The sequence below is a fragment of the Flavobacterium aestuarii genome (assembly GCF_040049115.1).
Lineage (GTDB): Bacteria > Bacteroidota > Bacteroidia > Flavobacteriales > Flavobacteriaceae > Flavobacterium > Flavobacterium aestuarii.
This window is the reverse complement of sequence record NZ_JBDLZZ010000013.1, coordinates 112,828-127,787: the sequence shown is the minus strand read 5'-3', so window position 1 is coordinate 127,787 and position 14,960 is coordinate 112,828. Positions and strand designations below refer to the sequence as shown.

At 35.1% G+C, this 14,960-nt stretch carries 14 protein-coding genes; 5 read left to right on the top strand and 9 right to left on the bottom strand.

The window, feature by feature from the left end; all coding sequences use genetic code 11:
• Positions 1 to 78: 78 nt before the first annotated feature.
• Positions 79 to 816 (top strand): SDR family NAD(P)-dependent oxidoreductase, encoded by a 738-nt coding sequence (locus ABEG11_RS14130; RefSeq protein ID WP_348824819.1) that lies wholly within the window; start codon positions 79 to 81, stop codon positions 814 to 816.
• A gap of 437 nt (positions 817 to 1,253) precedes the next feature.
• Here ABEG11_RS14130 and ABEG11_RS14125 read toward each other — a convergent pair whose 3' ends face one another.
• The 3 genes from ABEG11_RS14125 to ABEG11_RS14115 form a co-directional block, all read right to left on the bottom strand.
• Positions 1,254 to 1,700: a thiol-disulfide oxidoreductase DCC family protein gene (locus ABEG11_RS14125; RefSeq protein WP_348824818.1), complete on the bottom strand. Its 447-nt coding sequence runs from the start codon at positions 1,698 to 1,700 to the stop codon at positions 1,254 to 1,256.
• 10 nt (positions 1,701 to 1,710) lie between these two features.
• Complete coding sequence (locus ABEG11_RS14120; RefSeq protein WP_348824817.1) at positions 1,711 to 2,016, bottom strand: GIY-YIG nuclease family protein; 306 nt, start codon at positions 2,014 to 2,016, stop codon at positions 1,711 to 1,713.
• 178 nt (positions 2,017 to 2,194) lie between these two features.
• A complete protein-coding gene (locus ABEG11_RS14115) occupies positions 2,195 to 4,360 on the bottom strand; it encodes an endonuclease MutS2 (RefSeq protein WP_348824816.1) in 2,166 nt (721 codons plus the stop codon).
• Between the two features lie 87 nt (positions 4,361 to 4,447).
• Between ABEG11_RS14115 and ABEG11_RS14110 the strand changes: the two genes are divergently transcribed.
• Genes ABEG11_RS14110 through ung form a run of 3 tightly spaced genes read left to right on the top strand, consistent with a single transcriptional unit; the run spans position 4,448 to position 5,771 of the window.
• Positions 4,448 to 4,738, top strand: a complete 291-nt coding sequence (locus ABEG11_RS14110) for a nucleotidyltransferase family protein (protein WP_348824815.1) — start codon at positions 4,448 to 4,450, stop codon at positions 4,736 to 4,738.
• Positions 4,731 to 5,096: a HepT-like ribonuclease domain-containing protein gene (locus ABEG11_RS14105; RefSeq protein ID WP_348824814.1), complete on the top strand. Its 366-nt coding sequence runs from the start codon at positions 4,731 to 4,733 to the stop codon at positions 5,094 to 5,096. Before ABEG11_RS14110 ends, ABEG11_RS14105 begins: the two co-directional genes overlap by 8 nt.
• A 3-nt stretch (positions 5,097 to 5,099) precedes the next feature.
• Complete coding sequence (gene ung / locus ABEG11_RS14100; RefSeq protein WP_348824813.1) at positions 5,100 to 5,771, top strand: uracil-DNA glycosylase; 672 nt, start codon at positions 5,100 to 5,102, stop codon at positions 5,769 to 5,771.
• Between the two features lie 174 nt (positions 5,772 to 5,945).
• Here ung and ABEG11_RS14095 read toward each other — a convergent pair whose 3' ends face one another.
• The 5 genes from ABEG11_RS14095 to ABEG11_RS14075 form a co-directional block, all read right to left on the bottom strand.
• Positions 5,946 to 6,878 carry a transglutaminase-like domain-containing protein gene (locus ABEG11_RS14095; protein ID WP_348824812.1) on the bottom strand — a complete coding sequence of 311 codons (933 nt, stop codon included), beginning with the start codon at positions 6,876 to 6,878 and terminating at the stop codon, positions 5,946 to 5,948.
• Between the two features lie 146 nt (positions 6,879 to 7,024).
• The gene (locus ABEG11_RS14090) at positions 7,025 to 8,149 is read right to left on the bottom strand and encodes an SDR family oxidoreductase (RefSeq protein WP_348824811.1); all 1,125 of its coding nucleotides are present in this window, start codon (positions 8,147 to 8,149) and stop codon (positions 7,025 to 7,027) included.
• A gap of 159 nt (positions 8,150 to 8,308) precedes the next feature.
• Complete coding sequence (locus ABEG11_RS14085; protein WP_348824810.1) at positions 8,309 to 9,178, bottom strand: nucleoside phosphorylase; 870 nt, start codon at positions 9,176 to 9,178, stop codon at positions 8,309 to 8,311.
• Between the two features lie 127 nt (positions 9,179 to 9,305).
• Positions 9,306 to 9,635, bottom strand: a complete 330-nt coding sequence (locus tag ABEG11_RS14080) for a translation initiation factor (RefSeq protein WP_348824809.1) — start codon at positions 9,633 to 9,635, stop codon at positions 9,306 to 9,308.
• 74 nt (positions 9,636 to 9,709) lie between these two features.
• On the bottom strand, positions 9,710 to 10,660 hold the full coding sequence (locus ABEG11_RS14075) for an isopenicillin N synthase family dioxygenase (RefSeq protein WP_348824808.1): 951 nt from the start codon (positions 10,658 to 10,660) through the stop codon (positions 9,710 to 9,712).
• 175 nt (positions 10,661 to 10,835) lie between these two features.
• Here ABEG11_RS14075 and ABEG11_RS14070 point away from each other — a divergent pair, with 175 nt between their 5' ends.
• On the top strand, positions 10,836 to 12,812 hold the full coding sequence (locus tag ABEG11_RS14070) for an alpha-ketoacid dehydrogenase subunit alpha/beta (RefSeq protein ID WP_348824807.1): 1,977 nt from the start codon (positions 10,836 to 10,838) through the stop codon (positions 12,810 to 12,812).
• Between the two features lie 248 nt (positions 12,813 to 13,060).
• Here the strand turns inward: ABEG11_RS14070 and ABEG11_RS14065 are convergent, their stop codons facing one another.
• A complete protein-coding gene (locus tag ABEG11_RS14065) occupies positions 13,061 to 14,761 on the bottom strand; it encodes a putative transporter (RefSeq protein ID WP_348824806.1) in 1,701 nt (566 codons plus the stop codon).
• Between the last annotated feature and the right edge of the window lie 199 nt (positions 14,762 to 14,960).

Sequence of the window (14,960 nt, the reverse complement as noted above, 5' to 3'; positions counted from 1 at the left end):
TAAGAAAAGTAGATTTTTTCCTCTTCAGATTATCAAATCTTTTTGCTTAATCCCCAACTTTTGCACCTGATCCAAAAAATGAAGACAGTATTAATTACAGGTGCCAATAGAAGCATTGGTTTGGAAACAGCTAAACAGCTTTCGAAAAAAGGACTTTTTGTTTATTTGGGAAGTCGTAATCTCGAAAAAGGGGAGACAGTAGTAAAAGAGTTGAACCAAAATGGATTCAATAACATTAAAGCTATTCAAATTGATGTTAATAATCACGAAACTATTGTATCAGCCAAAACTATAGTAGAAAATGAGCAGGGAAAACTCGATATTCTAATCAATAATGCCGGAGTAATAGGAGTGTTGCCACAAGAATCCTCCACAACAGCTATTGATCAAATTCAGCAGACATTTGACACAAATTTTTTCGGTGCAATCAGGGTTACTCAGGCATTTATGGACTTACTCAAAAAATCCGACAGTCCCCGAATCAGTAACATTACCTCTGGGCTTGGTTCACTAACAATGCACAGTGATCCAAGCTGGAAATATTATGCTATAAAAGGCGTGTGTTATGTTCCGTCAAAAGCAGCATTAAATGCCTTTACCGTTACTTTGGCATATGAATTAAGAGACTTGCCTTTTAAAGTCAACGCTATTGATCCTGGCTACACCGCAACCGACTTTAATCACTTTAGCGGTCCAGGGACTGTCGAAAGTGCTGCATCGTTTATCGTTAAACATACTTTAACCGATGAGAATGGACCAACAGGAAAGTTTTTTAGCAACGACATTGATGATATAAGCGAAGAAAGCCCTTGGTAAATAAATCTTGAATATGAAACCTCCAAATCATTTGTTTTTGGAGGTTTTTGGTTTTAAAAATTTACAGGATTAAGTTATAAATAAATATCTTTTTGAAAGAATGTTTTTTCCATCAAAAAGATTGCTAATGATTATGAAAAGGTTCTTGATCCATGAAAAGTATGGATCCATAATAAGCTTAATCTGAATAAACAAAAAAAGGATGCTCACAGAAAGGCATCCTCTTTTCTTTTTAGACAAAAAAAACTAATCGTTTATTTTTTATCAGAAATTATTTTAAAAACACAGTTCTCGTTTAAACCAATAATTACCAACTCGAAAACAACTATGAATGAGTGTTTTTTATGAATATCTTCCAATAAATAATCAACTTTTAAGATGAGTCAAAATTACAGCAGTAATCTCTTAAAAGAAATGACATTTATCATATAATCAAATTATTCTAAAAATTTTATTTTTAATCCAGGCGTTGGAATCATACAGCTTTCTTTTTTGCCGTACCATTTGTATCTGTTATTGGCAATATAGTCATACAGAAGGTTTCTGATTGCCGTTGGGATAATTCTGAAAACAGTTCCAAGATGCCAAAAACCTCCAATACTTCGTGCTATCTCAATAGCTGCCGAAGATTTATAGTAATAAGCTTTTCCAGGTTCATACAAAACTATACTGTCTATATTTACTGGATTTACACCAATATATTTTAGAATCTGCTGTCCCAATTCGGATTGTAAAGCCACGAATCGGAATATATCTTTCCGGTCATGCTTTATAACAAACTGTACCGCCGAGTTACACAGATTACAAACTCCGTCAAAGAGTATTATTTTTTTATTTGCTACAGTCTTTGCGAGGAACGAAGCAATCTCACGCTGTTCTTCCATCTTTATCATTTTATACGATCATAATATCTTCAATTTCTTCAAACAAATCTTTCCAAGTTGAATTTATTGAACGAATAAGATTGTTTTTGAATTCTCTAGATCCTCCTTTTATTTGTTTTTCTCTCGTTATTGCATCTTCAATCCATTGAAATTGCTCATAATAAACCAGAATATTTACATTATAACGAGCAGAAAATGATTGAGGATATTTTTTCTCCTTATGTTCTAAAATTCTTTGAGGCAAATTTGATGTCACACCTGTATAAACAACGGTTTGACTTTTATTGGTAATAATATAAACAAATCCTGGCTTCATTTGTTTTAAGCATTAATTCACTATAATAAATTCAGTCTAAATTATTCATTTCGAAGAATAAAGCAATCAGATGATCAATCTAAAGTAGTCCAAAGAAATCATCAGAATGGATATACTGAATGTGATTGCTTCGTGCCTCGCAATGACCTAGCTTCATGTGATAACTGATAAACGAAAACTACTTTTTTCCAGCCTCAACAAACTCCAATTCATCTAAACTCACTTTAGAAGTGAAAATTCCGTAATTTACAGTTGCTTTGTTTTTTTCAATAGAATCAATACTTCCAATTGATTTTCCGTCCAGCATTCGCACACGATCACCTACTTTTAGAATAGGTTTCGGCTTTTCGATAACCGGTTTGAGTTTCTTCTCTTTTTTCTCAATTCGGATTTCTTCAACCTTAATTTCAACTTCTTTAATGATTTCTTTTTTCTTGGCTATAATTGCCTTTGCTTCTTTTGGAGTCGCTTTTTTACGTTTGGAATTTTCTATTTCTACAATTTTCAAAAATTCACCGATTAGGTCTTTTTTGTTTTTATTATTGAAATATTTTTCGGCGATATCTTCTATTTTCTGGCCAATGTAAATCGTCTTTTGATTACTGTCATACAATTCCTGATAGCTTTCCAGTTTTTGCTTGATCTTGACATTGATATTCTCCAGTTTTTTGCTTTCTTCCCGCGCTCTGGTTTCTTCTTCCTTAAGATTTGTGGAAGTCTTTTCCAGTTTTGAGCGTTCCTTCTGGAGATTGGCAATAGTTTTATCAAAACGTACTTTACCAATTTCAATCTTCTTTTTGGCACGATTGATTAAGCCGAAAGGAATTCCGTTTTTTTGCGCCACTTCAAAAGTAAAAGAACTTCCTGCCTGTCCCAAAACCAATTTATACATTGGTTCCAATGATTTTTCATCAAATAGCATATTGGCATTGGTAGCATACGGTAATTCATTTGCTAAAATCTTAAGATTCGAATAATGTGTGGTAATTAGGCCAAAAGCTTCTCGATGATAAAACTCTTCTAAGAAAATTTCAGCCAAAGCACCACCCAATTCCGGATCGGAACCAGTACCAAATTCATCAATCAGGAACATGGTTTTTTTATTACACTTCTTCAGGAAGTAGTTCATGTTCTTCAGGCGATAACTATATGTACTTAAATGATTTTCAATAGATTGATTATCTCCAATATCTGTCAGTATTCTATCAAAAAGAAATGTCTCACTGCGCTCATGAACAGGAATCAACATTCCTGACTGCAACATTAATTGCAATAAACCAACGGTTTTCATCGAAATGGTTTTTCCTCCAGCGTTAGGTCCAGAAATTACAATAATTCGGTTTTCCTGACTTAATTCGATGGTTTGTGGATAAGTAACTTCCTTTTTCTGTTTATTGGTCAAATACAAAATTGGGTGAAAAGCATCCCTAAAATAAAGACGGCGTTCCTCAGTAATATTTGGCAAAATTCCGTTAATTCGATTAGCATATTTTGCTTTTCCCGCAATCACATCAATATCACTCAGGAAATCCTGATACTGAATCAGCAAAGGCAAAAACGGACGAATAGCGTTTGATAACTGTTTCAGAATTTTAGTTATTTCTTCTTTTTCTTCATACTCCAAATTGGCCAGTTCACGGGAATATTTCAGTGTGTTTTCGGGTTCTATGTAAGCAATGCTTCCTGTTTTGGAACTTCCAAGAATAGAACCTTTCACTTTTCGTCTGTACATTGCCAGTACTGCCAGAACACGGCGGTTTTGTACAAAACTTTCTTTAATATCGTCCAAATAACCCAAACTATTGTACTGTGTCAAAGCCGAACCAAAGCTCTGATTCACTTTCCCGCGCACCAGATTCATTTCACGGCGGATTTCAAGCAGTCGGGGAGAGGCATTATCTTTTATTTCCCCATATTTATCGGCTACGGCATCTACAAGCGTGATAATTTCTTTAGTCAATTGGATTCCAGAACCCTTAGCGCAAAGATTTGGATAATAATCGTTGAATTTATTTAGAAAAGCCAAAAGCACATTCGTAGTTTCTGATATGGTAGCAATTTTTCTGAAACTGCCTACTTCTAAGAAACTGTCTTCGATGGCAAGAAATTTTATTTCGTATGAAATGGCATCAAAACCGTGATTAGGAATCGCATTGTTATTCTGAAAAGAAGAAACATACTCTGAAGTCTGCAGTAAAGCGCTCATCAAAGATTCTTTGTTTCTAAAAGGAGTTATTTCCAAGGCTTTCTGCTTTCCTATATCGGTATTACAAATTTCTGAGATTGTTTCAAGAACTGTTGGAAATTGTAAGTCCTGTAATGTTTTTTCGGTAATGGAGATCATTTATAAATTTGGTTTCAAAAAGTTCAAAGTTACAAAGTTTAAGAGAGGCAGAGTAATTTGAAAGTATTAATTTTTTATATTTGTTAAATGAAGAAAGATGAAATAATCAATACTTTACAATCGGATAAACAATTCCTAAAAGAAAATTATGGTGTTGTTTCAATTGGCTTGTTTGGTTCCTACGCAAAGGGATTAGAAAAACCAGACAGTGATGTTGATTTTTTAGTTGAATTCAAAAATCCTTCTTATAGCTTGTTGATGGGACTGTATTCTTATTTAGAAAATAGACTTAACTCTAAAATCGAAATAGTTCGAAAAGGACCACATGTGTCTGAACGTTTTCTTAAGAATATCAAAAATGACTTGATTTATGTATGATGATGTTTATCAGTATTCTTTAGAAACAATTTTGGAACATATTACAGTTTGCAACAAACGATTTACTCAAATTACTCAGCCAAACGATTTTATTTCATCTGAATATGGTAAAATATTATTAGATGCCGTAGTTACAAGGCTTCAAGCTATTGGAGAAAATATAAAAAGTAATTCCCAAAAAAATAATTTACTGCAAAAAAATTATCCTGATATTGAATGGAATAAAATCATCCGTTTTAGAGATTTTATTTCACATCATTATGAGATGCTAGATTATGAAATTGTTTACGAAATTGGAAAAAGTTATTTGCCACAACTGGAATTGACAATAAGAGCCGAACTTGATAAATTTAAATAATTTATGCAAATCAATTTATATCCTTCTTGGCAGACTATTTTAGCAGATGAAATAGAAAAACCTTATTTCATCAAATTGATGGAAGATGTTAATGAAGAATATCAAAACTTCATTTGTTTTCCACCAAAAGAACTGATTTTCTCGGCATTTAATAATTGTCCTTTCGAAAATGTGAAAGTGGTGATTATTGGTCAAGACCCGTATCATGGAGATGGAGAAGCCAATGGTTTGGCTTTTTCGGTGAATGATTCAGTTAAAATTCCGCCTTCGCTCCGTAATATTTTTAGGGAAATCAATACTGATTTGGATTCTATTTTTATACCAAGCTCGGGAAATTTGGAGTCATGGGCTAAACAAGGCGTTTTATTGCTTAATGCATCGCTAACCGTTAGGAGAGATAATCCAAACAGCCACAAACACCTCAAATGGAATCTTTTTACGGATGCTGTTATCCAAAAAATATCAGACGAAAAGGAAAACGTGGTTTTTATGCTTTGGGGAAGCTTTGCGCAAAAGAAAGGAGCAAAAATTGATAGAAATAAACATTTGGTTTTAGAATCAGGGCATCCTTCGCCAATGAGTGCCAATCAGGGAAAATGGTTTGGGAATAGGCATTTTAGCAAAGCAAATTTATATTTGGAGGAAAACAATCTGGAAAAAATTGATTGGTTGTGATTTTCTAAATTTCATATACAGAAGACTCTATTTTATTTAGTTAAGCTTTTAATTCACTCTCGCAAAGGCGCGAAGACGCAAATAAATCAGATTCAAACTTTGCGCCTTGGCGTCTCTGCGAGAATCATATTGGGGAAACTATAGCAAGAAAATCTTAATTCAATCACATTAGAATTACTCCAATGTCAAAGCTCCCAATATTTCTTCGGACATGAAAGGGCCTCCAGGATATTTGGCCGTATAATCTAGGTTCAGCCACACTTGTCCATGCTCATCAATGTGGTAATTGAGCTGTTTATTTTTGCTTTCCTCTACAAATAATATATTCTTGATTATAAAATTTACTTTTTCAAGGTCTTTCATGCTTCCAACTAAAATTTCGGGATAGATATGACCTTTAGTATGAATCAGTCTGGGCGTTCCTCCAATGGAACGGATGCAGGCGGCCATCAAAATGGAATGATCGTCGCAGTCTCCCGAAAAATAAAGCAATGATTCGTGCGCTGTGGCGATATAATCTCCATTTTTAGGGTCATTTACGTAATTCCAGCGGTTATTAATCTCTTTGAAAACAGCAAAACACTGAATTAAACTTCTGTAATCTGAATACCCTCGAATGTGTTTAAAATGCTTCGTTGTAGCCATTATGGCAAAATTCCGAACTTTTGGATTTTTATATTCTATTGCACTTAAAATATCAGATTTATTAGGGAATGGCAGTAATTTTGCGATGATAATATCCTGAGGAAAAGGATCGTTATTCATCGTGTAAAGCATTGTGTTATAGTCTTCAAAAACAGAATTGAAACTAAAATTCCCAAACATGCTCCCATATACAAGAACCAATAAATAGAGCGCAAAACAAACAATAATTATAGTTCGTAAAGCATATAGCGCAAAGAAAATAATCCCCAAAACAAGAATAAAAAGCAGTACTCTATCCAAACCAAAATACCATTGCGGATCAATTAGATTTTGGTGAAGCACGATAAATAAAGGAATCGTAATAAGTGTACTCAATAAAAAAATAACAAAACGATCCCAAGGCTTTTTCAACTGAAACTTGGATTTTACGAGATGAAAATTCGTTTTGTTAATTTGTACCATAACACCCAAAGTAGGGAAATGTTTTTTTGAATTACTGAGTTGCTAAGATACTAAAACTTTAAGATTCTAAGTTTCTGAGTTACTAAGATTCTAAGTTTTTTTAAAAATCTCTTAGCGACTTAGAATCTTGGAAACTTAGCATTTTTTTATACATTGATGTCCTTAAAATCATTGGAAATGGCATAGCGGATCATATTTGTAAATGCTTCATTGTCCAATTTTGGAATTTCCAGAATTGAATTCAGCAAAGTGGTATCGTATTCGTTGGGATTGGTAATAAAATAAGGTTTCAAATGCTTGCCGATGCTTTCGTAATACAGTTTCTCGATAGTGTTTTTGTATTTGAAATCAAGCGGATTTTTGATTAAGGTAAAATTGGTATAACCCACTTCTTTCATAATCAGCTGAAGTCCTTTTACGATATTGAAACTTTTATCGTTTACAATGTTTAATTGTTCGATATCGTCACGTTCAAAGGTGTTTACAATCACTTTTGAAACATAATCAACCGGAATAATATTGAGCCCCGTTTCCTCGTTGATGATGAATCGAACATTTTCCTGTTCGCCTTTTCGCTGGGAGGTAAAGTGGAAAAATTTTGCCAAAAGATAAAAAACCATGTATTTCGGAATGAAGTAAGGGCTTTCGGTTCCCAGCATTTTGCCACCGATTACGCTCGGACGCAGAATTTGGAACGGCATTCCCAGTCTTTTACATTCCTGTGCAATGAAATTCTCCGAATGAAATTTGGCATTTTCATAGGCATTGCGGTGTTTTGGCTTGAAACCAAGATTATGAAAATCATTACCTATCAATCCAGCCCTTATTCCTGATGAAAAAGCCGTCCCGATGTAAACGAATTTCTTTATAAATGGATGAAAAGTATTGAAAAGTGCTTGGGTAATTTTGGCATTTTCATCAAAAATTTTGCCTTTTAGTTTTTCATCTGTGGAAAGATTTACATAACCTGCCGAATGGATAAAATAAGCGTCTTTTATTTTTTCTGAAAAAGTATCCTGAAGATTCGCAAGATCGGAATCGATTATTTCGATATGCTGATGTAATTTTTCTAAACCTGTTTTTCTCAAAATTTCAGGAGTGTAATCACTGGTCAATAATTCGTTGACACGATCAATCGCACTGACTTTTCCTTTGTTTCTGGCAATTACAAAAAGTTTTCCGCTGTTATCATTTTTGATAAAAAGCTCCAGAAGGTCATACATAATATGCGATCCCAAAACTCCAGTGGCTCCCGTAAGAATTATTTTCATAGGTTTATTTTTTCAAAACGCAAATATAGTTTTAAAAAAATGAATTGGGAAGTTTATAATAGAGCAAATATTGAACACGAATTTCACGAATTAACACGAATTTAATTTAGCATGACTATAAAATCGAATTCGTGTTAATCGTGAAATTCGTGTTTTATTTTAATCCTTTGCTAATTTATCAAGCGTATATTCAATCAATTCATCAACAGCTTTGTAAGGATCACTGCTAAAAGTACCATTGGCACGATTGGCAATAATAGCATTTAAAGATAATGCTTGATGTCCCAAAAGAGCCGAAAGTCCATATATTGCTGAAGTTTCCATTTCAAGATTAGTGATTCTGTTTCCTTCAAAAAGGAAATTATCCATTTTGGAATTCAGTTCATAATCTTGAATGCCCAAACGCAGAATACGTCCCTGAGGTCCATAAAAACCACCGGCTGTTGCCGTAATTCCTTTATGAATTCTGTCACTTTCTATTTTTTTCTCCAAAATGGAAGAGCCAGCAACAACAATAGGTCTTCCTTTTCGTAAATCCCAATTGGTGTGAGCAATAAAGGCATCTTCAATTTCAACATTGGAAATGGAATCGACCAAATAGGAGCGGAGCATATTATCAAGTCCCAATCCAAATTTTGACATCACAAAACCATCCACGGGAATATCAGCATGCAGAGAGCCGGAAGTGCCAATTCTAATAATGTTTAATGAGGTTAGATTTTCTTTTGGTTTTCGAGTTTCTAAATCGATATTGACAAGTGCATCAAGTTCATTCACGACAATATCAATATTATCTGGACCAATTCCAGTTGACATTACGGTTATGCGTTTGCCCTTGTAAGTTCCGGTTTCGGTTTTGAATTCTCTTTTTTGGGTAGAAAACTCAACTGAATCGAAATGTCTGGTGATTTTTGACACCCTGTCTTGATCTCCCACAAAAATAATATCGTGGGCAATATTTTCGGGTTTCAAGTTAAGATGATACACACTCCCATCAGGATTGAGTATTAATTCGGATTGTTTAATCATTATTATTGTTTATTTTCCTCACCCCAGCCCTCTCCAAAGGAGAGGGAGCCGATGCTGAATATTCATTTTTTAAAATATAGTGTTAAGAAATCTGAAATCTTAACTCTAAAATCTGCATTCTAAAATCTTAACCTCCAACACGCTTTACCTTAAATCCTTTTTCCTTAAGAATAGTCATTATTTTATCACGATAGTCACCTTGAATAATAATGGAATCGTCTTTGAAAGTACCGCCAACACTCAATTTGGTTTTGATTTCTTTGGCAAGAACTTTAAAATCCTCGTCAGATCCTTCGTAGCCTTCAATTATAGTGGTTGCTTTTCCTTTTCGTTTCTCATATTTGCAGATCATAGGTTCTTTCTGAACATATAATTGGTGCGGTTCTTGTTCGATTGCTTCTTCGGGAGCCATTTCATGGTCGGGAAAAAGATTTTTTAATTGGTCATGTAAATCCATACTTTTAAATTATAAAAAACAAAATCCAAATCCCAAAAGTGAAGCTTTGGAATTTGGATTTTAAAATTTGTTATTTATTTTTTTATTAACCCTAAGTCAACTAGGCGTTCGTATAAAAACTCACCGGCTGTAATGTCCTCGTATTTCTTTGGATTTTCAGCATCGATGCAGTTTTCGAGACAGTTTAACTTCATTTCGCTCACCGGATGCATAAAAAACGGAATAGAATAACGTGAAGTCCCCCATAATTCCCTCGGCGGATTTACCACTTGGTGAATAGTAGATTTCAGCTTGTTATTAGTGTGTCTGGATAACATATCACCCACATTAATAACCAGTTCATCTGGTTCTGCAATCGCGTCAATCCAGTCACCGTTGTGATTTTGAACCTGCAATCCTTTACCCTGAGCTCCCATCAGCAATGTAATCAGGTTAATGTCACCATGTGCGGCAGCACGGATTGCATTTTCTGGTTCAGAAGTAATAGGAGGGTAGTGGATAGGTCTTAAAATGGAGTTTCCTTCTTTGGCGTATTGGTCAAAATAAAATTCATCCAATCCAAGGTGTAATGCCAAAGCTCTCAATACATAAACACCAGTTTTTTCAAGCATTTGGTACGCTTCTTTACCCACTTCATTAAAACGGGGCAATTCTTTTACCTCAACATTTTCAGGATATTCAGAGGCATATTTGGAATCTTTGTCCACATACTGTCCAAAATGCCAAAACTCTTTCAAATCTCCTTCTTTACGGCCTTTGGCATGTTCTTTTCCAAAAGAAACATAACCTCTTTGTCCGCCGATTCCTGGAATTTCATAGCTGTGTTTTGTTTCTAATGGCAGTGAAAAGAAATTTCGAATTTCGCCATACAATTCATCAACTAACTGATCGTTTAAAAAATGCCCTTTGAGCGCTACGAAGCCTATATCTTCGAATGCACTTCCGATTTCATTTACAAATTTTTGTTTACGTTTCGGGTCGTCCGAAAGGAAATCACGCAAGTCAACACTAGGAATGTTTTGCATATTATGTCTGTATTTAATACTTTAGAAGCCTAAAAAAACTTCAAGACTACAAATATAAAGAATAAAAAAGATAAGTAATTTTAAAAACTATGTACATTTTGAAAAAATATAACATTTGTAATTAGCCTTGTTATAATTATTTTATCTTTGAGAGACTTCAAAAACACCACTATAAATGAATTTTGATAAAAAAAATCTATCTAACGATACGCTATTAGAACTTTATAAAAAAATACTGAAACCCAGATTAGTCGAAGAAAAAATGCTGATTCTTATTCGTCAGGGAAAAGTTTCAAAATGGTTTTCCGGAATTGGACAAGAAGCTATTTCTGTTGGGCTTACAGCAGTCTTGGATGCTGACGAATACATTCTGCCAATGCACCGCAATTTAGGCGTATTTACAGGAAGAGATATTCCGTTACACCGTCTTTTTTCGCAATGGCAGGGCAAAGCCAATGGATTCACCAAAGGCAGAGACCGAAGTTTTCACTTTGGAACACAGGAATATAAAATCATCGGAATGATTTCGCATCTTGGACCTCAGCTGGGTGTTGCCGATGGAATAGCATTAGCCAATAAATTACAGAAAAACGGAAAAATAACAGCTGTTTTTACAGGCGAAGGAGCAACAAGCGAAGGCGATTTTCACGAAGCATTGAATATAGCTTCAGTTTGGGATCTGCCTGTTTTTTTTATCATCGAAAATAACGGCTACGGATTATCGACACCAACCAATGAACAATACCGCTGCGAAAACCTTGCTGACAAAGGGATTGGTTACGGAATCGAAAGCCACATCGTGGACGGGAACAATATTCTGGAGATTTTTAATCTGCTGACTGAATTAAAAGCTTCGGTGATTGAAAGACCAAGACCAATTTTGCTCGAATTCAAAACGTTTCGAATGCGGGGTCATGAAGAGGCGAGCGGCACTAAGTATGTTCCGCAGGAGTTAATGAATCAGTGGGCTTCTAAAGACCCTGTAGACAACTACAGAAGCTATTTGTATCTCAACAATATTCTCACTAATGAGTATGACGAAAATATAAAGAACGAAATCAAACACGAAATTGATGAAGCTTGGGCGATAGCTAATGCTGAACCCGAAATTGTTCCTAGTTATGAAGGAGAATTAAACGATGTTTATAAACCGTATGATTATGAAGACTTCCATCCAAATACAGCAACAGAAAACATACGGTTTATAGATGCCATTTCCGCAGGTTTGAAACAATCAATGGAACGGCATGAGAAATCCGTTATCATGGGGCAGGACATAGCCGAATATGGAGGAGCTTTCAAAATAACGGATGGTTTTGTAGCACAGTTTGGCAAAGACCGCGTTCGTAATACACCCATTTGCGAAAGCGCCGTAGTTTCAACAGCAATGGGATTGTCTATAAATGGCTACAAAGCTATTGTCGAAATGCAATTTGCCGACTTTGTATCTACAGGTTTTAACCCTATTGTCAATTTGTTGGCTAAATCACATTACCGATGGCTGGAAAAAGCAGATGTCGTTGTCAGGATGCCTTGTGGCGGAGGTACACAAGCCGGTCCTTTTCATTCACAGACCAACGAGGCCTGGTTTACTAAAACTCCTGGTTTGAAAGTAGTTTATCCCGCATTTCCTTATGACGCAAAAGGCTTGCTGAATGCCTCAATAAATGACCCAAATCCAGTCCTTTTCTTCGAACACAAACAGTTGTATCGCAGTCTGTCACAAAATGTGCCTACCGACTATTACACCATTCCGCTTGGAAAAGCTGTGTTGCTAAAAGAAGGGCAGAATGTAACTATTATTACCTTTGGCGCAACAGTCCATTGGGCTTTGGAAACATTGGATAAAAACCCCGAAATCAATGCTGATGTTTTGGATTTAAGAACCTTACAGCCTTTAGACACTGAAGCAATCTTCACATCTGTCAAAAAAACTGGCAAAGTTATTATTTATCAGGAAGATTCTCTTTTTGGCGGTATTGCCAGTGATATATCGGCTTTGATTATGGAAAACTGTTTTGAATATCTGGATGCACCTGTAAAACGCGTTGCGAGTCTGGATTCTCCAATTCCGTTCACCAAAGCTCTGGAAGATCAATATTTGCCGAAAGACCGATTCGAAAGCGAACTAAAAACACTTCTGGCATATTAATCTGATTATTGATTTTAGGAGCAGTATATATTAGGCATTTTAGGGTGCATGGTTCCTGCTCTCCACTGTATTCCCGATTAACAAAAACTACGGCAAAAAAGCCTTGTTTTTCTAAATCGGGAGATGCCGTTTCGATCAGGGCTAAAGGGAATAATAATACTTTTTTGCTGTCACATATACAGATAATATAAAAATAAAAGGATGCCTATAGAACACAGGTATCCTTTTTTTTAAAAAACAAACCAGCATCAGCTTGCTAATAATAATATCAGCAGCTGAGCAACTAAAATTCTGCTTATCGTTACCAGAGGATATACAGTAGCATACGATTGATTAGGAATATCTGAATCTAAATATTTGGTACTGAAAGCCAAAGCAGCAGGATCAGTATACGATCCGCTCATGATACCCACCATTTGATAAAAATTTAATTTGAATATAAATCTGCTGACCAGCACCAATACTGTCAAAGGTATGAACGTAATATAACAGCCATAATAAATCCACATCCAGCCATCATTGGCTACAAAATTATCATAGAAACCATGTCCAGCTTTAATTCCAACAGCAGCAAAGAATAAACAGATTCCGAAATCCTTCATGAAATGAATTGCTCCATTATTGATATACGAGTGAATCACGCCAACGCCTCCATATCGGCTGATAAATAAAGCAGCCAATAGCGGACCTGCCGCCAGTCCTAATTTTAAAGGAACAGGCAATGACGGAATCATAATAGGAATTGAGCCAATAACAACCCCAAATATCAATCCGCCAAAGAGTGAGAGAAAATCAGGTTCTAATAATATTTTTTTAGAATTACCAATGATTTTTTCAGCTTCTTGAATAGCTTCTTTATTTCCTACAATCATTAGCGTATCACCATAATAAAGTTCGAGCGTGGGCTGTGCCAAAATTTCCAGTCCCGAGCGGACAACGCGCGTAACTTTCAGTCCAAACTGATTGTATAAATCCAATTGTGCCAAGGTTTTATGTGTGGCAGTCTTTTTAGTAACACTGAGAACTTTTGCAGTTACATCAGTTTCTGATTCAATAAAGAGATCTGTAGAGACTTTGCCAACAATATCAATAAATCGGTCTATATCTTTCTGTTTTGCTACTACCATCAAGACATCTTTATCGTTTATAATGGAGTCCAATGAGGGAGAATACACTACTTTGGTACCACTTTGCTTTTGTCTGGAAATAATCACTCCATCAATGATAAACTCCTTATATATCTGACGAATAGTTTTTCCTACTACTTCGGGTCTAGTAACTCTGCATTTTTGACGTACTATTTTATTCTCTAGATTATTATTTTTTTTATTTAGCAGTACCACTTCATTCGACAAATCGATTTTCAAGGCATTCTTTGCCAGGATTATAATCATGATTATTCCAAAGACACCAATAGGATAAGTGATTGCATAAGCAATGGCTGGGTCTGAAAAGTGATCCACTGGGAGATTTAATTGTTTTTGGATTTCAATAAGTGTTGACTTTGCGGCTCCTAATCCCGGAGTGTTGGTAACCGACCCTGACATTAACCCGACTGCATTTTCAACTTTTACATTAGCAGCCAAATAAAGAAGCCAAGTAATAATTCCTCCCAAAAATACAGTTCCAACGCCCAATGCATTAAAGATTAAGCCTTCTTTTTTGAAAGAGGAAAAGAATGTGGGACCCACCTGTATTCCTATTCCATATACAAATAGAATCAAACCAAATTCCCGTACAAATTGGATTAATTCGGCTTCCATGCTAAAGCCCAAATGACCTAGAAAAAGCCCTACAAACATTACGGCCGAAACACCAAGGGAAACATTACCTATTTTTATTTTACCTGCAAAAAAACCAATGCTAATAGCCATAAATAATACTATTAATGACTGTGTCATCTCCGGCGTATCTGTCGGAGTAAACAATTCGTGAAACCATTTAAACATAACTGTTGCTTTTTTAGTGAAATTATAACGTAAATGAATTATTTTTTTTGGTAATTTTATATGACAAAAATCAGGTTTAATTTTTTTTTCTTTCTCTAAAAAACAAACGCACAATTATCACAAGGTAATCAATAAAAGATAATCGTATCTCTTTGTAAAACAGTCCTCAAAATCGAAAACGTTTGCGCATATTTTTCTT